Origin of the sequence: Tepidiforma bonchosmolovskayae (genome assembly GCF_008838325.1) — a bacterium.
In the GTDB taxonomy this organism is placed as follows: domain Bacteria; phylum Chloroflexota; class Dehalococcoidia; order Tepidiformales; family Tepidiformaceae; genus Tepidiforma; species Tepidiforma bonchosmolovskayae.
On record NZ_CP042829.1, the window covers coordinates 1,529,453 to 1,549,881 of the forward strand.

A 20,429-nucleotide genomic window follows, 5' to 3' on the forward strand; every position below is an offset into this window, starting at 1 on the left:
CGCTACGGGATACGGAAGCCCCGTTTACGCTCGCTCCCCGCCCCCTGCTCCCCGCTCCCCGCTCCCGGCTCCCCGCTCCCCGCTCCCGGCTCCCCGCTCCCCGCTCCCGGCTCCCCGCTCCCTGCTCCCTGCTCCCCGTCACCGTTCGCCGAGGCCGCTGCCCCGCAGGCGCGGGTCGAGCTCGTCGCGGAGCGCATCGCCCAGCAGGTTGAAGGCGAGCACCGTCAGGCTCAGCGCCAGCCCGGGGAAGACCGCCAGCCACCACGCCGTATTGAAGTAGGCGCGCGCCTGCGGCCCCAGGTCGTTCCCCCACGACGGCTCGCCCAGCGGCAGCCCAACGCCCAGGAACGTCAGCGCCGATTCCGCGAGGATCGCCGCCGGCAGCGTTGTGCTCGCCACCACAATCACCAGCGGCCCGATGTTCGGCAGGATGTGCCGGAACATCACCCGCGCCTCCGAGCACCCGATGACCCGCGCCGCCTCGACATACACCCGCTGCCGTTCCACCAGCACGCCGCCGCGGATGATCCGCATGATCACCGGCGTGAAGATGATGCTGATCGCAATGATGACCGACCGCAGCCCCGGTCCCAGCCACGTCGCGACTACCAGCCCGAACAGGATCGCCGGGAACGAGAGCAGCACCTCCGACAGCCGGCTGATCAGCGTGTCCACGAATCTCCCGAGGTAGCCGGCCAGCAGCCCCAGCACCGTCCCGCCGACCACGCTGATCAGCACCGTTGCAGTGCCCACCATCAGCGACGGGCGCGCTCCATACACCACCCGCGAGTACAGGTCCTGCCCGTTCCGGTTCGTCCCAAACCAGTGGTCTGCGCTCGGCCCGACGAGAATGTCCGAGCCGAACTCCTTCGGGTCCGTCGTCCGCATGAACGGCGCATCGGCGAAGACCGCCATCAGCACCAGCCCCGCGATCACGACCGCCGAGGCCGTCCCCAGCGGCTGCCGCCGTGCGAACCGCCGGACCTTCCCGAGGCCGAAGTCGATCCGCCGCTGCCCGGGGACTGCCAGCACGCCAGCCTGCGCTTCCGTCGCCATCGTTGCCTTCCTCCCGCGCCGTTACACCCGCAGCCGCGGGTCGGCCCACGCGTACAGCACGTCGACAATCAGCGTCACCGTCAGGAACGACGCTGCGATCACCACCGTCACCGCCTGGATCGTCTGGTGGTCCCGGTCGGCCACCGCCTTCGCCGCCATCGACCCCATCCCCGGGATGCCGAACAGCTGCTCAATCACAATCGACCCGCCGAGGATGAGCCCGAACTGCAGGCCGATCACCGTGAGCAGCGTCAGCACCGCGTTGCGGAACACGTGCACCCAGACAACGCTCTGCTCCTTCAGCCCCTTCGCCCGCGCCGTCCGCACGTAATCCGCGTAGAGCGCCTCAATCATGCTCGAGCGCACGATCCGCGCCACGTAGGCCGAGGCCCCGATCGCCAGCACCAGCGCCGGCAGGAGCAGCAGCGCAACATGCGTCACCGGGTCTTCCGTCAGCCCGCGCCACTGCTTCACCGGCGTCCACCCCCACCAGTAGGCCGGGAGGTAGATCACCAGCGTCCCCAGCCAGAAGTTCGGCACCGAGAGCCCCAGGATCGAAAAGAACCGCGCCGTGTAATCCGAGACCGAGTGCGCCCGGACCGCCGAAAGCGCCCCAATCGGCACCCCAATCGCCAGCGTGAAGAAAATGGTCACCAGCCCAAGCTGCAGCGTCGTGAAGAACCGGTCGCGCAGCTCCGGCGTGATCTCCCGGCGCGTCGCCGTCGAAAGTCCGAAGTCGCCGCGGAGCGCATTCCCCAGCCAGATCAGGTACTGCTCCGGCTTCGACTTATCCAGGCCCAGCTCCTTCTTGACGACCGCGATGCACTCTTCGCAGGCCGACCCCGAAGCGCCGAGCCGGATCGTCGCCGCATCGGCCGGCAGCGCCCGGATCAGCGCGAACGAAAGGATCGAGACGCCCAGCAACGTCACCGGAAAGAGCGCCAGCCGCCGCAGGATGTACGTCCGCATCGCATGCTTCTCCCATCGCGAAAGGGGGAAGGCCGGAACGGGGCGGTCCCGCCTTCCCCCCGCGGTGTCAGGCGTCCAGCCAGATGTCCTGGACGCGGAACGGCCCCGTGCCCGCGTTCGCGTACATGAAGTCCTTCTCCGGGTAGTTCTTCACCCGGTCGCGGAAGGCCGCGTACTGGAACTCCGGCACCGGCAGCGGGATCGCCGGCCCGTACTCCTGGTGGATGACCCGCACGATCTCCTGGACCTTCTGCTTGCGCGCCTCCGGGTTCAGCTCCTGCGCCTGCGCGTTCCAGAGCTGCTGCATCCGCCCCGCGAATGCCGCCGTGTCCGACTTCGGCGAATCCGGCCGCAGGTTCCCGAAGATCGCGCCGTAGCCCACCGGCACGTAGTGCGCCAGCGCGTTGTAGTCCGGGATCGTCTGGAGCGAAAGCTCCCACGCGATGAACAGGTCCCACGGCTTCGGTGCCTTCTCGGCGAAGCCGGCCACCGCCCGCGCCACGTAGGTCGCAGGGTCGACCACCTCCACCTCCACCTTCACGCCGAGGTTCTGCTCCAGCTGCTTCTTCACGAACTCGGTGGCCGTCGCGAAGATCGGGATCGCCTGCATCGTCACCATCTTGATCGTCGGGAACGTCTGCGACCCGCTCGCCTCCTGCCACAGCTTCTTCGCATCCCCCGGGTTGAACGCCTGGAGCTTCTTCAGCTCCTCCTGCGAAAGGCCGTACCCCTCCTTCGCGAACTCCGAGGCCGTCGGCCCGCCGTACAGCCCCTCGCCCAGGTAGAGATTCTTGATGAACGCATCCCGGTCGATCGCCATCCAGACGGCCTGGCGGAGCCGTTTGTCCGTCCACTTGAAGTTGTCGAACTGCATGACCAGGTGGCCGTTCGCCGGCCCCTTCGCCACCTTGATCCCTTTCTCCCGCCCCAGCTCATCGGCCACCAGTTTGTCGATGTTCACGACCGTCAGGACGTCCAGCTCGCCCGCGAGGAACTTCGCCTTGATCGTCGCCGGGTCCGGGATGATCGACTCCTCCCAGGCGTCGATGTACGGCCCTTCCTTCACGTAGGTCGGCGAGGGCGGGTCGTGCTGGAAGTAGTTCGGATTCCGCTCGTAGCGCGTCCCCGTCGGCTCGCGCTTCACCATCCGGTACGGCCCGCTCCCGGCGTTCATCACCTTCATCAGGTCGCCGCCGTTCGCCTCCACCACCTCCTTCGCCACCACCGCGAAGGCGCTCGACCCCAGCGAAATCACGTTCGAGGCGAACGGGTTCTTCTGCTTGATGACGACCGTGTACTTGTCCGGGGTCTCGATCTTGTCGATCCAGCCCCACTGGATCTGGTTCACCTGCGAACCCTTCGTCAGGGCCACCGGGAAGCGCGTGTACGAGTAAGCGATGTCCTCGGCCGTCAGCTCCCGGCCGTTCGCGACGTCCGCCTGGAACTTCACCCCCTGGCGGATCTTCACCCGCAGCGTCAGCGGGTCCACCTGCTCGTGCTCGAGCGCAAGGTCGTAGCACACCGTCTTCGTCGATGCCTGGTAGGTCCAGAGATGCGAGTACGCCTTCGCCGGGTGGATCGGGTTCGTCACGATGATGTGCGGGTCAAGCCCGGTGTCCGGCGAGGCCTTGGCGATGCGCATCGTCCCGCCCCGCTTGCCGGCCGGCGCCGGCGTCGGGCTGCCCGCCGGCTGCGTGGCGCCCCCTTGGGGCGCCGTGGCCGTCGCGCCGCCAGTATCGTCATCATCGTCGCCGCAGCCGACGCTCAGGCCGGCCGCGCCGAGGGCCGCCATCCCGGTCCCTGCCAGGAAGGCGCGCCGCCGGATGCGTGCGCGCCAGTAGCGGCGCCAGTAGGTGGATTCCATCGCAGTCCCTCCCCTGTTTGGTCGCCCGGCAAACGCTTCGGTCCAAAACTTTGGCCATCTGGCCAATCGCCGGGTCACGGGTAGTATAGGTGCGGCCGCGTCCATTGCAAGCATCGACGCCGCCGATACCACCCCTTCCCGAACCGCGCCGCCCGCGCTACACTTTCCGCCGCTGGACGACCGGCCAAATCCTTGCGGTGGTAGCCAAATGCCGAGCCTCGCCGAAATCAACCCCCTCGCACCCGAAACCGCCGAGTGCCCCTTCCCCTTCTACGAAGCCATGCGCCGCGAGTGCCCCGTCTACCAGGTCCCCGGCGCCGGCTTCTTCATCGTCTCCCGCTTTGAGGACATCCTCCACGTCCTCCGCCACCCCGAAATCTTCTCCTCTAAGTCCGGCCCCGGCCTCCGGCCCGTTCCCGATGAAGAGATCCTCGCCATCATGCGCCAGGGCTGGATGCCCGTGAACACCCTCCTCACCCAGGACCCGCCCGCCCACTCCCGCTACCGCGCGCTCGTCAATAAGGCCTTCTCCGCCCGGCGCGTCGCCAGCCTCGAACCCTCCGTCACCGCAATCGCCAACGACCTCATTGACCGCTTCATCAACGACGGCGAGGTCGAGCTCGTCCGCCAGTTCGCCGTGCCGCTCCCCCTCACCGTGATCGCCGATGCCCTCGGCGTCGACCGCGCCGATATGGACCGCTTCAAGCGCTGGTCCGACGACTCCGTCGCACCCCTCGGCGGCTTCCTCACCCGCGAACGCGAAATCGAGTGCGCGAAGTCGATCGTCGAGTTCCAGCACTATTTCGCCGAGCGGCTCGAAGAGCGGCGCACCAGCCCCCGCGACGATATCCTCACCGACCTCCTCAACGCCCACATCGGCCTCGAGGGCGACGAATCCCGCCCGCTCGATATGGCCGAGATGCTCAGCATCCTCCAGCAGATCCTCGTCGCCGGGAACGAAACCACCACAAACCTCATCGCCTCCGGCATGATGCTCCTCATCCATCGTCCGGAGGTCATGGAGCGGCTCCGCGCGCAGCCCGAGCTCATTCCCAACTTCGTCGAAGAAGCCCTCCGCCTCGAATCGCCGGTCCAGGGCCTCTTCCGCCAGGCCGTCGTCGATACCGAAATCGGCGGCACACCCATCCCTGCCGGCGCCCGCATCCTCCTCTCCTACGCCTCCGCCAACCGCGACGAAGCCGAGTTCCCCCACGCCGACCAGATCGACCTCGAGCGCGAGGCACCCGAAGGCCACCTCGCCTTCGGCCGCGGCGTCCACTACTGCCTGGGCGCCGCCCTCGCCCGCCTCGAGGCGCGCGTTGCGTTCACCCTCCTCCTCAGCCGGCTCAAGAACATCCGCGCCGCCGAGGGCAAGAACGACTACACCCACGTCCCCAGCGTGATCCTCCGTGGCCTCAAGGCCCTCTACCTCGAGTTCGAACCCGCCTGAGGAGACCGCCCGCCGCATGCAGCTCCGCGATACCCCCGAACAGGCCGCCTGGCGCGAAGAGGTCCGCGCCTTCATCCGCGAGAATCTCCCCGCCGAGATCCGCGGCGTCACCGGCTACTTCTACGACCCCCGCACCAACCCCGCCTTCGGCCAGTGGCGCGATGCCCTCGTCCGCCGCGGCTGGATCGCACCCGCCTGGCCGAAGGAGTACGGCGGCGCCGGCATGACCGTCGTCGAACAGTTCATCCTCAACCAGGAGTTCGCCGAGGCCGGCGCCCCCCAGCCCGGCGGCCTCGGCGTCATGATGCTCGGCCCCACCCTCATCACCCACGGCACCGAAGAGCAGAAGCGCGAACACCTCCCCCGCATCCTCAGCGGCGAGGTCATCTGGTGCCAGGGCTACTCCGAACCCGGCGCCGGCTCCGACCTCGCCGGCCTCCAGACCCGCGCCGTCCGCGACGGCGACGACTTCATCATCAACGGCCAGAAGATCTGGACCTCCTTCGCCCACTTCGCCGACTGGTGCTTCCTCCTCGCCCGGACCGACCCCGACGCCCCCAAGCACCGCGGGATCACCTACTTCCTCGTCGATATGAAGTCGCCGGGGATCACCGTCCGCCCGCTGGTCAACATGGCCGGCGGCCACGACTTCAACGAGGTTTTCTTCGAAGACGTCCGCGTCCCCGCGCGCAACGTCGTCGGCGAGGTCAACCGCGGCTGGTACGTCGGCGCCACCACCCTCGACTTCGAGCGCTCCTCCATCGGCACCGCCGTCGGCCAGCGCAAGAGCATCGAACGGTACACCGCCTGGCTGCGCGACCACCGCGCCCAGCTCCCGCCCTCCACCGTCGCGGCCATACGCCTCGCCTGGGCCGACCGCGCCGTCGACGTGCAGGTCCTTACCCTCCTCGCCTACCGCATCATCAGCATGCAGGCGGCCGGCAAGATTCCTAACGCCGAAGCCTCCATCGCCAAGCTCTTCACCTCCGAGACCGGCCAGCGCATCGCGCATACCGCCCTCCGCATGCTCGGCACCGCCGGCGTGCTCATGGACCGCTCCGCGCCGTTCAAAGGCGAAGCCGCCCGCGCCTATCTCAACGCCGTCTCGCTCACCATCGCGGGCGGCACCAGCGAAATCCAGCGCAACATCATCGCCCAGCGCGGTCTCGGCCTCCCGCGCGACTGATTCCGGCCTCTCCGCGGGCAGGGCGCTCCCTCCCGCCCTGCCCGCCTTACAGCAGCGGGTACTCGCCCTTTGCCCAGCGGATGCCCCGCCGCAGCAGCTCCACGTATTCCGGCACCTCCCACGAGCCCGGCTCGAACCGCGGGTACTCCGGGAACTGGAACCGCCCCGCCGCGCTCCCGAACGCCTGCCCGCCCGGTGCCACCAGCATGTCGTACTTCCGGCGCCGGTGCCCCGGCGTCAGGTAGAGCACCGCTCCCTCGCCGAACGGGTGCAGGTACAGCACCGGCCACTCCCGCTCCTCCGGCCACGACGATTCCGCGAAGCCCGGCGCCTCTCCCCCGAACCGCGTGGCCAGGAGCGGCCGCACCTCCCCGTGATACTCGCAGAGGTAGAGCTCCTCCCCATCGCCGGTCTCCCAGCGCCCCAGCCCCTCGACCAGCGGGTGCTCCGCCACCGGCCACACGGGGTACCGCCCGGTCGGCGGGTGCGCGATGAACTGGCTCCCCAGCGTCTCCATGTACCGCGGGAGAATCCGCGGGCTGTGCACGCCGTCCGGCTCCATCTCGAACACCGCGTTCGTCCCGTGCAGGGCGAACCACCGCCCGCCCCGCTCCACGAACCGTGCCAGGTTCTCCACCTCGGCCTCGCCCGGGCGCAGGTCGCACGTGTACGTCACCACGAACCGGCAGCCCGCGATTCCCTCGATGTCCCGGAAATCGCGCCCGACGAGCACCCGCACGTCCTCGTGCTCCGCCAGCAGCTCCAGCAGCCGCAGCCGCGGGTAGTCGAAGTCGTGCCAGTTGCCCCCGCACACCAGGTAGCCGTCAATCCGGCCCATCGCGCACCCCTCCTTCGCGCGCCGGCGCCCCGGGCTAGAAGTTCACCCGCTTCGTGAAACCGCCGTCGACGACCAGGTTCACCCCGGTAATCCACGAGGCCGCAGGGCTCGCCAGGAACGCTACCGCCCGCGCCACCTCCTCCGGCGTGCCCATCCGCCCCATCGGCTGCTGCTTCAGCGTCGCCTCATAGAACTGCGGCATCGCCTGCCTGATCATCGCCCACGGCCCGCCCTCGAAGTAAATCGGCCCCGGCGAGACCACGTTCACCCGGATCCCCTTCGACGCATAGGCCTGCGAGAGCGCATTCGCGTAGTTGATGAGCGCCGCCTTCATTGCACCGTAGCCGTTCGGCTGCCCGAACGTCTCCACGGCCGCCGTCGTGCTGATGAACACCACCGCCGGCGCCTCCGACTTCTCCAGGAACGGCCGGGCCGCCTCGAAACCGCGGACTGCGCCCAGCATGTCGACCTCGAAGTTCTGCACGAATCCCTGCTCGCCCGGCGCGGCGCCCCCGCTGGTGTTGCTCACGAAGATGTCGATCCCGCCGAGCTGCTCGCCGGCGCGCGCGATCCAGGCGATGTACTCGTCCCGCTTGCCCACGTCGACCGGCTCCGCCGCGACGGTCACGCCATGGCGCCGCAGCGCCTCCGCGGCAGCGTTCAGCCCGTCCGGCGTCCGCGCGCAGATGCCGAGGTGCACGCCCTCAGCCGCCAGCGTCTCCGCGATCGCCCGGCCGATGCCGCGGCTCGCACCCGTGATCAGCGCACGCTTCCCCTGCAGTCCAAGGTCCATCTCATCGAACTCCTTCCCGGGATTCGCTCCCGAAACGATACCGATTGGTTCACGCCAGGGTGACCGTCCCCGTATCCCCGTCGACCGTCACCACCTGGCCGTCGCGGATGACCCGCGTGGCGTACTTCGCCCCGACGACCGCCGGGATGCCGTACTCCCGCGCCACAATCGCCGCGTGGCTCAGCATGCCGCCGGTCTCCACCACCAGCGCCGCGGCCGGCACGAACAGCGGCGCCATCGGCGCATCGAACACCGGCAGCACGAGCACCTCGCCCGGCTGGACCTCCGTCTCGAGCGCCGCATCAGCGCTGGCGATGACCCGCGCCGGGCCGGTCGCCTTCCCGGGGCTGACACCCTGCCCGCTCAGCGCCGCCGCGCCCGGGCCGGCCGCCTCGCCCGCGGGGACGAGCTGCGTCGGCAGCTCGAACACGCCCCCCGGCAGCCGGTAGCCCTCCAGCCGGCGGTACTCCTCCTGACGCTCCCGCACCGCCGCCTTCGCGGCTGCCGGGTCCAGCGTCTCGAACTGGCGCACCTCCGCCAGCCGCAGGAAGAACACGTCCTCCGTCTGCTCCAGCGCGCCCCGCCGCACCAGCCGCCGGCCAATCTCCAAAAGCGGCGGCCGGAACGCCCGGCAGGCCCGCGCCCAGTTCGCCTTCGTCCCTTCGCGGCCGCGGTTGAGCCGCTGCGCCATCACCAGCGTCTCCCGGAACTGTCGCCGCACGCGGTTCGGCAGCAGGCTCTCCACCCGCGCCTCGAGCCGCTCCCGCGCCGCAGCCGCCCGCGCCTCCTTCCGGTGCGGGTCCGCCGAGGCCGGCGCCGCCATATCGGCCCGGAGCGCCCCCAGCAGGAACCCCGGCGCCTCGTCCCACGTCGACGTCGACGGGTCGGTCTCCCGCTGCCCGCGGTACCCGTACTCCCGGATCAGCTCCCGGTACCGCGTCGCGAACGCCTCCCAGGCCGGCGACACCGGTGCCGCCAGCCGCGCCAGCAGCGCCTCCGTCGGCAGCTCCGCGAACGCCGCCGCAATCACCGCGCTCTGCCGCCCGGCCCGCGCAAGGTCCCACGTCGCCTTTCCCGGCTTCGCGCTCTCCACATCGCGGAGCGCGCTCGTCAGCGTCGTCACCCACGTCGGCGGGTGCTTCGGCACGTGCTGGTCCAGCATGGCGCCCAGGATGCCCGTGTACTCCGCGCCCCCGACCGACACGATCACGTGCGAGACGAACAGCCCGGCGACAGCCTCGATGTTCTCGTCGATCGCGTGCAGCAGGTCATCGGCCCCCAGCCGCGGATACTCCCGCGCCCATGCCTGCCGGTATGCCTTCGTCGAAATCTCCGCGCCGCGTGCGATCTCCCGCTCGGCGTTCCGCCAGCGCGCCATAATCCGCCGGCGCGCCGCCTTCGCCCGCTTGATGTCCTGCGCCTGGCCGGCCGTCAGCCCCTCGCCTTCGACGAACTGCTGGAGCATGTCCGTCCCGCCGCCCACCTGGTACGTCGAGGTGATCGCCATCGACCACGCCACCCCCAGCGTCCACCGGCCGCCGACCACCCCGAGCACGTTCATCGCCGGTGGCGGCGCCGTCGGCACCAGGTCGAGCACGCCCAGCTCCTCCGCCATCCGCGTCGTGAACCGGTAGTCCCACTGGTTGATCAGGTCCGCCGTCAGCGGCTTGATCACCCCCGGCAGCACCTCCTCAACGTTCCCGGTCGTAACCAGCCGGTAGCGCGGGTTCGGCTCCGCATCCCACGAGCAGAGTTTCTCCGTCATCCTTCCGCCCTCCTCAGTACTGCGCCGTCCCGCAATCGACCGAGATGCACGCGCCCGTGATCCCGGCCCCGGCCTCGCTCGCCAGCAGCAGCGCCACGGCGGCCACCTGCTCGACCGTGTTGATCTCCCCGGTCGCCGTCTTTGCCTTGAAGATCTTCTCCACCATCTCGTCCAGCCCAGAAAGGCCCATCGCCTTCGCGGTCGCATCGCCCGACTCCCGCACCGCGTCGGTGATGATGAGCCCCGGGCAGATCGCGTTGCAGGTGATCCCCAGCCGCCCGACCTCGAGCGCCGTGGTCTTCGTCAGCCCGTTCACGCCGTGCTTCGCCGCCACGTACCCCGCCATCCCGGCGGCCCCCTGCTTCCCCTCGACCGACGAGATGTTGATGATTCGGCCCGAGCCGCGCGGGATCATCTGCTGGAGCGCCCACTTCGTCCCGTAGAACACCCCGCCCAGGTTCCAGCGGATGTCGTTCTCCCACGCGTCGTCATCGAGCTGGGCGATCGGCGCCGGCCGCGTAATCCCGCCGGCGTTGTTCACCATGATGTCCAGCCGGCCCCACCGCTCGACCGCCGTGTCGACCAGCCGCTTCACGTCGGCGCTGTTCCGGGCATCCCCCTGCACGAAGACCGCCCGGACGCCCGCGCCCAGCTCGGCGAGCGCCTGCTCGCCCTTCTTCTGGTCCCTCCCGTTGAAGGCGACCATCGCGCCTTCGCGCAGGAAGGCCTCGACCAGCCCCCTGCCGATGCCGCGGCTCCCCCCGGTGACCGCGGCCACCTTCCCTTCGAGCATCTGCATCTGCGTCCCTCCATCTGCCGTCGGGCGCGCTGAACCCGCGCCCTGCGCTGCTGCCGGACGCTTTTACCACATTGCCCGAAAGTTTGGAAGAGCGGCCAAGGAACTGGCCGCGGGAGGTTCCCGGCCGTCCCCTCCCTCAGCCGTCGAGGCTCGCGGCGACCGGCGTTGCAGCGCCCGTCACCGGGTCCACCCCCTCCGCCACGAGGTACCGCATCAGCATGTCGATCGTCTGGCGCTCCGTCTCCTCGAAGTCGAACGCCCCCGGCTCGAGCAGCCACTGGAGCGCCACCCCGGTCACCGCGCCGATGTGCCGCGCCGCCGCCGCGTCCGCATCGAGGTCGGCGCGGAACTGCCCGGCCCGCTGGCCGGCCCGGATCGCCGCCGCCGTCGCCCGCCGGAATCCCTCCCACAGCGCGCGCACCTCGTCCCCCAGCCGCGGGTCCCGCTTCGCGCTCGCCGTGAACTGGACGAACACCTCATACGGCACCGGGTTCACCTTCGCCAGCTCGATCCCGATGCGCGTCACCGCCCGCATCGTCTCGACCGGGTTCTGCCCTTCTTTCTGCGCCTGCGCCACCGACTCATTGAAAATCTCCTGGCAGCGCGCCAGCACCCCCGAGAGGAGGTCGGCCTTGTCCTTGAAGTGGTACGAGACCAGCCCGCGGCTGACCTCCGCACGCCGCGTCGCTTCGTCGATGGAGGTCTCCGCCCAGCCCTTTTCGGCCATGACCGCCACGGCCGCGTCAATGATCTGCCGTCGTCGAATTGCGTTGATGTCCAAGCGTGCCATCGGTCAACGTCCTCGCGGGGGCAGTTCCCCCGTGGTGTCTGCCTGTCTAACTTTTAGGCTAGCAGGCCGAAGCCCTGTACGCCCCTTCCGCTCCTCCCCCGGTTTCGGTACAGTTACGCGCGCACTTGGACGGACAGCCAAATTCCCTTCCGGTGATGCCAATGACCCCCTCGCCCGAAACCCTCCTCGACCTCCACCGCCGCATGCTCCGCATCCGCCTCTTCGAAGAGGAGGCCGGCAGGCTCTCCGAGGCCGGCCGCATCCCCGGCGCCCTCCACCTCTACGTCGGCGAGGAGGCCGTCGCTGCCGGCGTCGCCGCCCACCTCGGCCAGGGCGACCAGGTCACCTCCACCCACCGCGGCCACGGCCACCTCGTCGCCGTCGGCGGCGACTTCCGCCGTATGTTCGCCGAGCTCTTCGGCCGCGCCACCGGCTACTGCCGCGGCAAGGGAGGCTCCATGCACATCGCCGACATGGACCTCGGCATGCTCGGCGCCAACGGCATCGTCGGCGGCGGCCCGCCCATCGCCGTCGGCGCCGCCTTCTCCAACAAGTACCGCAAAACCCAGAACGTCACCGCCTGCTTCTTCGGCGACGGCGCCTCCAACGAGGGCAGCTTCCACGAAGCCGCCAACATGGCCGGCCTCTACCGCCTCCCCCTCATTTTCGTCTGCGAAAACAACGGCTTCGGCGAGTTCACCCGCCAGGACCGCCACCAGGCGATCCGCGACATCGCCGACCGCGCCGCCGGCTACGGATTCCCCGGCGTCGTCGTCGACGGCATGGACGTCATTGCGGTCTACGAAGCCGCCGGCGAAGCCATCGCCCGCGCCCGCCGCGGCGAGGGCCCTACCCTCCTCGAGTGCAAAACCTACCGCTTCTACGACCACGTCGGCGTCCGCGGCATGGGCGTCGTCTACCGCTCCGACGACGAAGTCCGCGCCTGGCGCGAACGCGACCCCATCACCCTGCTCGAGCGCCGCCTCGCCGAACTCGGCATCCTCGATGCGCCCGGCGCCGCTGCCGTCCGCGACCAGGTCCACGCCGAGGTCCGCGAAGCCGTCGCCTTCGCCGAGGCGAGCCCCTTCCCCGACCCCGCGACCCTCACCGAAGACGTCTACGCCAGCTAGCCCCACGGAGCCAGAGCCATGACCACCGCAACCGCCCAGCGCCAGCTCCCCGTCGTGATGGCCATCAACGAAGCGATCCGCCAGCTCATGCAGGAAGACCCGAACGTCTTCCTCGCCGGCGAGGACGTCGCCCTCTACGGCTCCGTCTTCGGCTTCAGCCGCGGCCTGCTCGATGAATTCGGCCCCGAGCGCGTCGTCGATACCCCCATCTCCGAAGCCGCCCTCGTCGGCCTGGGCGTCGGCGCCGCCGCCACCGGCCTCCGCCCCATCATCGACATCATGTTCATGGACTTCATGGGCGTGGCCATGGACCAGCTCGTCAACCAGGCCGCCAAGATGCGCTACATGTTCGGCGGCAAGGCCCGCCTCCCTCTCACCATCCACACCATGGCCGGCGCCGGCCTCAACCTCGCCGCCCAGCACTCCCAGAGCCTCGAAGCCTGGTTCTGCCACGTCCCCGGCCTCAAGGTCGTCATGGCCTCCGGCCCCTACGAGGCCAAGGGCCTCCTCATCGCCGCCGTCCACGACGACAGCCCCGTCATCGTCGTCAACAACAAGGCGCTCCTCGGCCTCGCCGGCCACGTCCCCGAGGAGATGTACGAGATCCCCCTCGGCCAGGCCGCCGTCGTCCGCCCGGGCACGAACTTCACCATCATCGCCACCGGTCGCATGGTCCAGGAGAGCCTCGCCGCCGCCGAAAAGCTCCTCGAGCACGGCATCGACGCCGAGGTCATCGACCCCCGCTCCCTCGTACCCCTCGATACCGCGACCCTCGTCGAATCCGTCCGCAAGACCCACCGCGCCCTCGTCGTCCACGAGGCCGTCCGCTTCGCCGGCTTCGGCGCCGAAATCGCCGCCCAGCTCCAGGAAGCCGCCTTCGACTACCTGGATGCCCCCATCGGCCGGGTCGGCGCGCCCTTCTCCCCGGTCCCCTTCAGCCCCGCCCTCGAAGCCCACTACGTCCCGAACGCCGACCGCATCGCCGGCGAAGTCCTCCGCCTCCTCGGACGCTCCGGCTGACCATGGAGCCCGGCATCCTCGGGGTCATCGCCAACCCGGCATCCGGCAAGGATATCCGCCGCCTCATCGCCCACGCTGCCGTCGTCAGCGACGCCGCCAGGCGCGGCATCCTCCGCCGCCTGCTCATCGGCGCTGCCGCCGCCGGCGCCCGCCGCGTCCACTACCTGCCCGGCCCGCACCGCCTCGTCGAAGATGCCCTCGACGGCCTCGACCTCGCCCTCGAGGCCGAGGCGCTCCCCGTCGACTTCACCGGCTCGGCGCTCGATACCCGCTCCGCCGCCCGCCTCCTCCGCGAGCGCGGAGCCGCTGCGGTCGTTGTCCTCGGCGGCGACGGTACCTGCCGGGCCGCGGCCGCAGCCTGGCCCGGGCTGCCCATCCTTCCCCTCTCGACGGGCACGAACAACGTCTTCCCCTTCGCTTGCGAGCCCACCGTCGCCGGCCTCGCCGCCGGGCTCGTCGCCGCCGGCCGCGTTCCGCTCGACGATGCCGCCAGCCGGTGCCCGCGCATCCACGTCGAGGTCGAGGGCGAACCGCCCGACCTCGCCCTCGTCGATGCCGCCCTCGTGAACGACCGCTTCGCCGGCGCCCGCGCCGTCTGGAAGCCCGCCGAGCTCACGGCCGTCCTCCTCCTGCGCTCCGACCCCGCCGTCACCGGCCTCGCCGCCATCGGCGGGATGCTCGGCCTGCCCGTCCCCGAGGGCGCCGCCCTCGCCATCGACCTCGGCGAGCCCGGCCGCTCCGTCCGCGTTCCGCTCGCTCCCGGGCTCGTTGTTCCCGTCGCCGTGCGCGGCCACCGGCCGGTGCCCTTCGGCGAGCCCGTCGAGTGGTGCGGCCCCGGCATCCTCGCCCTCGACGGCGAGCGCGAGCGTCGCCTCCTCCCCGGCCAGCGCGCCCGCCTCGTCGCCTTCCCCGACGGCCCCCTCGTCCTCGAACCCGGCCGCATCCTCGCCCGCGCCGCCGAGGCCGGGCTCTTTATCGAAGTCCCCTGCGGAGCAGCCCATGCCGACTGACGTCCTCATCCCCAAGCTGGGCATGACGATGACCGAGGGCACCGTCGCCGAATGGCTCGTGCCCGACGGCGCCCCCGTCCGCGCCGGCGACATCGTCTACCGCCTCGAGACCGAGAAAATTGAGTTCCAGGTCGAAGCCGAGTCCGACGGCATCCTCCGCCACGCCGTCCCTGCGGGCACCACCCTCCCGCCCGGCTCGGTCGTCGGCTACATCCTGGCCCCCGGCGAGGCCCCGCCCGCCGGCGCCCCCGCAGCCGCCGCTCCGCAGGGCGCCCCCGGCGCCCCGCCCCCGCCGCCCGAAGCCGGCCGCGTCCCGGCATCGCCGGCCGCCCGCCGCCTCGCCGCTGAACTCGGCGTGGCGCTCGAAACGGTCCTCGGCACCGGCCCCGGCGGCCGCATCACCGAGGAGGACGTGCGCCGCGCCCATGCCGCCGCAGCCCGCCCGGCCGCCCCTGCAGCCCCGCCTCCCCTCCCCGCCGAACCGCCGCCCGCCACCCCGGTCGCCCGCGCCCTCGGCCGCGAACTCGGCATCGACCTCGCCGCCGTCCGCGGCACCGGCCCCGGCGGCCGCATCACGAAAGAGGACGTCGAGGCTGCCGCCGCAGCCCGCCCGGCCGCCTCGCCGCCTTCGGCGCCCCCGGTCCCGGCCCCTGCTGCTGCGGGGGCCGCCCCCGGCCAGCGCATCCCCCTCCGTGGCATGCGCAAGACCATCGCCGAGCGGATGCACCGCAGCCTCCAGGAGATGGCCCAGCTCACCCTCGGCATGCGCGTCCGCATGGACGATGCCCTTCGCCTCCGCGAGCAGCTCATCGCCGAGTGGCAGCCCGAGGGCATCCGCCCCTCCATCACCGACCTGGTCATCCGCGCTGTCGCCCGGGCCCTGCGCCAGCACCCCGCCCTCAACGCCCGCGTCGAGCCGGACGCCATCGTCCTCGAGCCGGAGGTCCACATCGGCATGGCCGTCGCCCTCGACGCCGGGCTCGTCGTGCCCGTGATCCGCAACGCCGATACCCTCCACCTGCGCGACCTCGCCCGCGAAACCGCCCGCCTCGCCGAGGCTGCCCGCGCCGGCACCCTCGGCCTCGATGACTATGCCGGCCAGACCTTCTCCGTTACCTCCCTCGGCATGGCCGGCGTCGAGTTCTTCACGCCGATCATCAATCCGCCCAACGTCGCCATCCTTGGCGTCGGGCAGGTCGTCGACGACATCCGCTGGGACGGCGACCGGCCCCTCCGCGCCCGGACCCTCACACTCTCCCTCACCATCGACCACCGCGCGGTCGACGGCGCCCCCGGCGCGGCCTTCCTCGGCACCGTCCGCGACCTCCTCGAAGCCCCCTACCGGCTCCTCCTGCCATGAGCACCGCCCGCCGCTTCGATGTCGCCGTCATCGGCGGGGGCGCCGCCGGCGTCGCCGCCGCCCTCGAAGCCGCCCGCCTCGGCGCCTCGGTCGCCCTGGTCGAGGCCGAGCGCCCCGGCGGCTCCTGCGTCCACTTCACCTGCATCCCCACCTCCATCCTCCTCGACGCCGCCGAGGGGTTCGTCCGCGCCCGCGAACTCGCCGTCGCCGGGGTCCTTGCCGCCGGCGAGACCCTTCAGCTCGGCCGCGCCAACGACCGCGCCCGCGCCCTCGTCCGCTCCCTCGCCGCCGGGCTCGAAACCTCCCTGCGCCGCGCCCGCGTGGAGGTCGTCGCCGGCCACGCCAGCTTCCGCGAGCCCGGGCTGCTGACCGTCGCCGGCGCCGGCGAGCTCGCCGCCGATGCCATCGTCATCGCCATCGGCGCCCGCTGGGAGCCGCCCGCCATCCCCGGCCTCCCCGCCGACCGCCTCGTCACGCCCGATGTCGTCCAGTCGTGGCGCGAGCCGCCGCCCTCCTGCCTCGTCCTCGGCGGCGGGCCATCCGGCGGCGTCTTCGCCCTCGAGTACGCGACGCTGCTGGCCCTTGCCGGCTCCGCGGTCACCCTCGCTGCCCCCGGCCCGGGCATCTTCGCCGGCTTCGATGCGGACCTCCAGCCGCTCCTCGCCGACCTCCTCCAGCCGCTCGGCATCACCGTCGCCACCGGCGCCTCGCCCCTCCGCGCCGAAGGCGAAGCGGTCATCCTCGCAACCGCCGCCGGCGAGCGCCCGGTCGCAGCGGCCTGCGTGCTCGCCGCCGACCCGCGCGTTCCCTCGGCCCGCGGCCTCGCCCTCGACCACGCCGGGCTCGCCCCCGGTGCCGACGGCGCCATCCCGGTCGACGAGGGCTGCGCGACCGCCGTGCCCGGCATCTACGCCGCCGGCGATATCACCGGCCGGGGCATGCTCTCGTCAACGGCCGCCGTGCAGGGCCGGGTCGCCGGGGCGAATGCCGCCGGGGACCGCCGCCGTGCCCGCATATCGGCCGTCCCGGTGCTCGTCCACACCGTCCCGCCCGTCGCCGCCGTCGGGCGCACGGCCTCCGACGCGCAGGAGGCCGGCATCCCCCTGGCGACTGCCACGCTCGGCTTCGAAGGCACCGCCGCGTCCGTCGCCCGCGGCGGCCACCCCGGCCTCCTCCGCCTCCACGCCGACCGGCGAACCGGCGAAATTGTGGGCGCCCAGGCCGCCGGCCCCGGTGCGCACGAACTCGTCAGCGCCGCCGCCGCGCTCATGCAGGCCGAGGCGACGGCCGACCAAGCCGCCGCCCTCGTCGCCTGGCACCCGTCGCCCCTGGAGCTCCTCGCCGAAGCGGCCCGCCGCCTGGCCGGCTGACCTTACGCCCGGAGCGCATACACCTCGTAGGTCACGCCGTTCGGCCCCGTGCTCCCGACGGCGACCGCCTGCACGGTGTTCAGCCACGCGTACTTCTCCGCGCCCGTCTCGAACAGCGGCGTCGAGTACACCTTCGTGCTCCCGTCGGCGGCCCGCGCGCCGATGCCCGTGTACGTCACCAGGATGTGCGCCCCGTCGTCCGTCTGCAGGGTCAGCCGCACGTCCAGCTTCATGCTCCCGTCCGGCCGCAGCGTCACCCAGTCCCCGCCCGAATGCGGCACAATCGTGCCCTTCAGCTTCGGGCCTTCGAACGTGCCGCCCGGCACGCTCACAATCAGCCGCGACCCCTGCGGGCCGCCCTGGATCATCGTCGGCGCCCCAACGTTCGCCGTCATCGTAAAGAGGAACTCAACCGGCAGACTCTCCAGCGGCATCTCGAACTACCTTCCTTTCCCTTCGATGTGCGTCCACGGCCGCGGAGTCGGGCGTACCCGTCCGCAGCGCGGCCGACCCTACCCGCCCGCCGCGGGCTGTGTGCTCTCGTGCATCACCACGCTCACCTCCCCGGCGAGCGCGTCATCACGGATGAGCCGCACCACCTCGTCGGCGATCCGCTCCGGCTGGAGCAGCACCGCACCCTCCAGCGACGGCTCCAGCCACCTCGCCGGCCGCGTCCCGTCGCCCGTCTTGGCGATGATCGGCGTATCGACCATCCCCGGCGCCACGGCGTTCACCCGCACGTTCTCCAGCTCCTTCAGGATCGCGCACGACTTCGTGAAGTGGATGACGGCCGCCTTCGAAGCCGCGTACACGGGGTCGAACGGCAGCGGCCCCAGCCCCGCGATGCTCGCCGTGTTCACCACCACGCCGCCCTCGCCGTGCTCCCGGAACGCCTCCACGGCCGCCCGCGTCCCCATGATCACGCCCGACGTATTCACCGAAATCACCCGGTGCACCTTCTCAAGCGGCGCATCCGGCCAGCCCGGCGTGTCGCCCGTCATGATTCCCGCGTTGTTGTGCACGATGTCGAGCCGCCCGAAGACCCGCTTCGCCGCCCGGAACGTCTCCGCGATGCCCTCCGGCGACCCCACGTCGCCCTGCACGAACGCCGCCTCGCCGCCCGCCGCGGCAATCCGCCGCACCGTCTCCTCCCCGCCCGCTGCGTCGATGTCGACGACGATAACCTTCGCCCCTTCCCGCGCCAGCCGCTCCGCGCACGCCCGGCCGATGCCCGACCCTGCGCCGGTGACCAGCGCAACCTTGCCCGCGATCTCCATGCAACCCTCCCGAAATCGAGTCGCCGGGAGTTTATCCTGCTGGACAAAGCTTTGGCCAATAGTCCAGTATTCCCGCATGCCGCAGTCCGTCATCCCCGGGCCCCTCGCCGGCCGCCTCGCGCCCATTCCCGCCCTCCGCGACGGCTTCGAACAGTTCCTCGCCGCCTGCTTCGATACGGCCGCCGTGCCCGCCGCCACCCTCGAGCGCTGCCGGCGCCTCGTCGCCGCGCTCCACGGCGCCGACCCCGCAGATTGCGGTCCCGCCCTCGCGGACCTGCCGGAGTCCGAGGCCGAGCTCCTCGCCCGCGCCGAGGTCCCCTCCGGCCTCCCCCGCGCCGATGCCCTCGCGCTCGATATCGCCCGCTGCATCCCCTGGAGCCACCACGACCTGCCCGACGCTCCCGTCCTCGCCTTCCGCGGCGAGTGCGGCGACCGCGCGACCGTCACGCTCCTCGCCGCCCTCGCCATGTTCGATGCCGTCTGCCGGATGACCCTCGTCGCCCGCCGCCTCGAAGGAGCCTGACCATGTCCACCGTCCCCCGCGTCCCCTCCGCCGTCCCCGGCCAGCCGCCCGCCTTCCACACCGTCCTCGCGCACGCGCCCGCCATCCAGCAGCGGTTCGCGGACCTCTACGGCGCGTTCTGGATGGACTCGGCCCTCTCCCAGCGCGACAAGGAGATCGCCCGCATCCGCAACGCCCGCGTCACCGCCTGCGGCTTCTGCCGCCAGGTCCGCTTCTCCCTCGCCCGCGAGGAAGGGCTCGACGAAGCCACGCTCGACCTCGTCACCGACGCCTACCTCGATGCCCCGCTCAGCCCGCGCGAGAAGCGCATCCTCCAGTTCACCGACGCCATCATCGGCGACCCCTCCCGCGCTGACCCCGCCCTCGGCGCCGCCCTCGGCGACGAACTCGGCGACGCCGGCCTCGCTGAGCTGACCCTCGGGGTTGGGCTCTTCCTCGGCCTCGCGAAGGTGCTCATCACCCTCGGCCTCGAACCGGAGGAGATGCCCGTCACCGTCCTCCCGACGCCGGGTTCGGCGGCCTACAGTCCCCAGGCGGCCGCTGCCGGCTAACCCCGCAGGACCTTCGGTGGCGCACCCAGCCCGAAGAGCGTCCCCTTCCCCGTCACGGCGTCGAAGCTCTCCACCATCACTTCCAGCTCGTCGCCGGTGTCGAGCGTTACCACGCCCCGCCCGATCGCCGGCACCACCAGCGGCTCCGCCCGGAACGCACCGCCCCAGCCCTGCACCTTCCCGGGCGGCGTCGGCTTCGTGAACAGCTCGAGCCGCACCCGCCGCCGGTAGCCTGCCCGCAGCACCTCCAGCTCGGCCTCGCCCTCCCAGCGTCGCATCGTTCCCTCCTGCGATTTCCCCCGTCGATAGCCGGGAGAAACCGTTGCAATCGATCTCCGCGCACAGTATAGTCGCGACACTGGCCAATCAGCCAAAAATCTGGCAGGGACGATAGCCATGGCCGACGCACCAGCCGAGTCCGCACCCGCCCTCAACCGTCCGCCCCGCAAGAAGCGGCACCCCCTTTCCGGCGCCATCTACGAAGAGCTCCCCGGCAACCGCGTCCGCGTCACCAAGGGCGAGAGCTGGGGCATCTTCGATGGCTTCACCACCCGCCACATCGAGGGCCCCCTCACCTACGCCGACCCCCACATGATCATCTGGGTCGGCGGCAAGCCGGTCGAAGGCCTCGGCCACCGCGCCGAGCGCGCCCGCGGCCTCGAAATCGTCCACGACTGA

Annotated in this window: 21 protein-coding genes; 10 read left to right on the forward strand and 11 right to left on the reverse strand. The window is 71.3% G+C overall.

The features are described 5' to 3' along the window. Positions 1–138: 138 nt before the first annotated feature. The 3 genes from Tbon_RS07640 to Tbon_RS07650 all read right to left on the reverse strand — a co-directional run bounded on the left by Tbon_RS07640 (position 139) and on the right by Tbon_RS07650 (position 3,889). Positions 139–1,056 carry an ABC transporter permease gene (locus tag Tbon_RS07640; protein ID WP_158067087.1) on the reverse strand — a complete coding sequence of 306 codons (918 nt, stop codon included), beginning with the start codon at positions 1,054–1,056 and terminating at the stop codon, positions 139–141. Between the two features lie 21 nt (positions 1,057–1,077). Further along, the gene (locus Tbon_RS07645) at positions 1,078–2,025 is read right to left on the reverse strand and encodes an ABC transporter permease (protein ID WP_158067088.1); all 948 of its coding nucleotides are present in this window, start codon (positions 2,023–2,025) and stop codon (positions 1,078–1,080) included. 67 nt (positions 2,026–2,092) lie between these two features. After that, positions 2,093–3,889 (reverse strand): ABC transporter substrate-binding protein, encoded by a 1,797-nt coding sequence (locus Tbon_RS07650; protein WP_158067089.1) that lies wholly within the window; start codon positions 3,887–3,889, stop codon positions 2,093–2,095. A 208-nt stretch (positions 3,890–4,097) separates the two neighbouring features. Between Tbon_RS07650 and Tbon_RS07655 the strand changes: the two genes are divergently transcribed. Together Tbon_RS07655 and Tbon_RS07660 are read left to right on the forward strand one after the other, a co-directional pair. Beyond that, positions 4,098–5,339 (forward strand): cytochrome P450, encoded by a 1,242-nt coding sequence (locus tag Tbon_RS07655; protein ID WP_158067090.1) that lies wholly within the window; start codon positions 4,098–4,100, stop codon positions 5,337–5,339. Positions 5,340–5,355: 16 nt separating this feature from the next. After that, entirely contained in the window at positions 5,356–6,525 is a 1,170-nt protein-coding gene (locus Tbon_RS07660; RefSeq protein ID WP_158067091.1) for an acyl-CoA dehydrogenase, read from the forward strand. 46 nt (positions 6,526–6,571) lie between these two features. Here Tbon_RS07660 and Tbon_RS07665 read toward each other — a convergent pair whose 3' ends face one another. From Tbon_RS07665 to Tbon_RS07685, 5 genes are all read right to left on the reverse strand, one after another. Next, positions 6,572–7,363 carry a ThuA domain-containing protein gene (locus Tbon_RS07665; protein WP_158067092.1) on the reverse strand — a complete coding sequence of 264 codons (792 nt, stop codon included), beginning with the start codon at positions 7,361–7,363 and terminating at the stop codon, positions 6,572–6,574. Positions 7,364–7,397: 34 nt separating this feature from the next. Continuing rightward, positions 7,398–8,156, reverse strand: coding sequence for an SDR family NAD(P)-dependent oxidoreductase (locus Tbon_RS07670; RefSeq protein ID WP_158067093.1), 759 nt, complete (start codon positions 8,154–8,156; stop codon positions 7,398–7,400). 49 nt (positions 8,157–8,205) lie between these two features. Then, the gene (locus tag Tbon_RS07675) at positions 8,206–9,921 is read right to left on the reverse strand and encodes a PEP-utilizing enzyme (RefSeq protein WP_158067094.1); all 1,716 of its coding nucleotides are present in this window, start codon (positions 9,919–9,921) and stop codon (positions 8,206–8,208) included. A 13-nt stretch (positions 9,922–9,934) separates the two neighbouring features. Beyond that, the gene (locus Tbon_RS07680) at positions 9,935–10,720 is read right to left on the reverse strand and encodes an SDR family NAD(P)-dependent oxidoreductase (protein ID WP_158067095.1); all 786 of its coding nucleotides are present in this window, start codon (positions 10,718–10,720) and stop codon (positions 9,935–9,937) included. A gap of 136 nt (positions 10,721–10,856) precedes the next feature. Beyond that, the gene (locus tag Tbon_RS07685; RefSeq protein ID WP_158067096.1) at positions 10,857–11,510 is read right to left on the reverse strand and encodes a TetR/AcrR family transcriptional regulator; all 654 of its coding nucleotides are present in this window, start codon (positions 11,508–11,510) and stop codon (positions 10,857–10,859) included. A 161-nt stretch (positions 11,511–11,671) separates the two neighbouring features. Here Tbon_RS07685 and Tbon_RS07690 point away from each other — a divergent pair, with 161 nt between their 5' ends. Genes Tbon_RS07690 through Tbon_RS07710 form a run of 5 tightly spaced genes read left to right on the forward strand, consistent with a single transcriptional unit; the run spans position 11,672 to position 17,400 of the window. Beyond that, the gene (locus Tbon_RS07690) at positions 11,672–12,640 is read left to right on the forward strand and encodes a thiamine pyrophosphate-dependent dehydrogenase E1 component subunit alpha (protein WP_158068268.1); all 969 of its coding nucleotides are present in this window, start codon (positions 11,672–11,674) and stop codon (positions 12,638–12,640) included. Between the two features lie 18 nt (positions 12,641–12,658). Then, positions 12,659–13,660 (forward strand): alpha-ketoacid dehydrogenase subunit beta, encoded by a 1,002-nt coding sequence (locus Tbon_RS07695; RefSeq protein ID WP_158067098.1) that lies wholly within the window; start codon positions 12,659–12,661, stop codon positions 13,658–13,660. A gap of 2 nt (positions 13,661–13,662) precedes the next feature. Beyond that, positions 13,663–14,670 (forward strand): NAD(+)/NADH kinase, encoded by a 1,008-nt coding sequence (locus Tbon_RS14395; protein ID WP_158067100.1) that lies wholly within the window; start codon positions 13,663–13,665, stop codon positions 14,668–14,670. Beyond that, positions 14,660–16,030, forward strand: coding sequence for a 2-oxo acid dehydrogenase subunit E2 (locus tag Tbon_RS07705; protein ID WP_158067102.1), 1,371 nt, complete (start codon positions 14,660–14,662; stop codon positions 16,028–16,030). The genes Tbon_RS14395 and Tbon_RS07705 overlap by 11 nt, the downstream gene beginning before the upstream one ends. Next, positions 16,027–17,400 (forward strand): FAD-dependent oxidoreductase, encoded by a 1,374-nt coding sequence (locus Tbon_RS07710; RefSeq protein WP_158067104.1) that lies wholly within the window; start codon positions 16,027–16,029, stop codon positions 17,398–17,400. Before Tbon_RS07705 ends, Tbon_RS07710 begins: the two co-directional genes overlap by 4 nt. A 2-nt stretch (positions 17,401–17,402) precedes the next feature. Here Tbon_RS07710 and Tbon_RS07715 read toward each other — a convergent pair whose 3' ends face one another. Continuing rightward, complete coding sequence (locus tag Tbon_RS07715) at positions 17,403–17,834, reverse strand: DUF3237 domain-containing protein (protein ID WP_158067106.1); 432 nt, start codon at positions 17,832–17,834, stop codon at positions 17,403–17,405. Between the two features lie 78 nt (positions 17,835–17,912). Then, on the reverse strand, positions 17,913–18,677 hold the full coding sequence (locus Tbon_RS07720) for an SDR family NAD(P)-dependent oxidoreductase (RefSeq protein ID WP_192497831.1): 765 nt from the start codon (positions 18,675–18,677) through the stop codon (positions 17,913–17,915). A 76-nt stretch (positions 18,678–18,753) separates the two neighbouring features. Between Tbon_RS07720 and Tbon_RS07725 the strand changes: the two genes are divergently transcribed. Both Tbon_RS07725 and Tbon_RS07730 read left to right on the forward strand, forming a co-directional pair. Further along, positions 18,754–19,200 carry a hypothetical protein gene (locus Tbon_RS07725; RefSeq protein WP_158067109.1) on the forward strand — a complete coding sequence of 149 codons (447 nt, stop codon included), beginning with the start codon at positions 18,754–18,756 and terminating at the stop codon, positions 19,198–19,200. Positions 19,201–19,202: 2 nt separating this feature from the next. Then, positions 19,203–19,751, forward strand: coding sequence for a carboxymuconolactone decarboxylase family protein (locus tag Tbon_RS07730; RefSeq protein WP_158067111.1), 549 nt, complete (start codon positions 19,203–19,205; stop codon positions 19,749–19,751). Here Tbon_RS07730 and Tbon_RS07735 read toward each other — a convergent pair. Then, complete coding sequence (locus tag Tbon_RS07735) at positions 19,748–20,029, reverse strand: hypothetical protein (protein ID WP_158067113.1); 282 nt, start codon at positions 20,027–20,029, stop codon at positions 19,748–19,750. The two genes, Tbon_RS07730 and Tbon_RS07735, sit on opposite strands and share 4 nt — an antisense overlap. Before the next feature lie 118 nt (positions 20,030–20,147). On the opposite strand from Tbon_RS07735, the gene Tbon_RS07740 reads away from it, so the two are divergent. Beyond that, entirely contained in the window at positions 20,148–20,429 is a 282-nt protein-coding gene (locus tag Tbon_RS07740; RefSeq protein ID WP_158067115.1) for a hypothetical protein, read from the forward strand.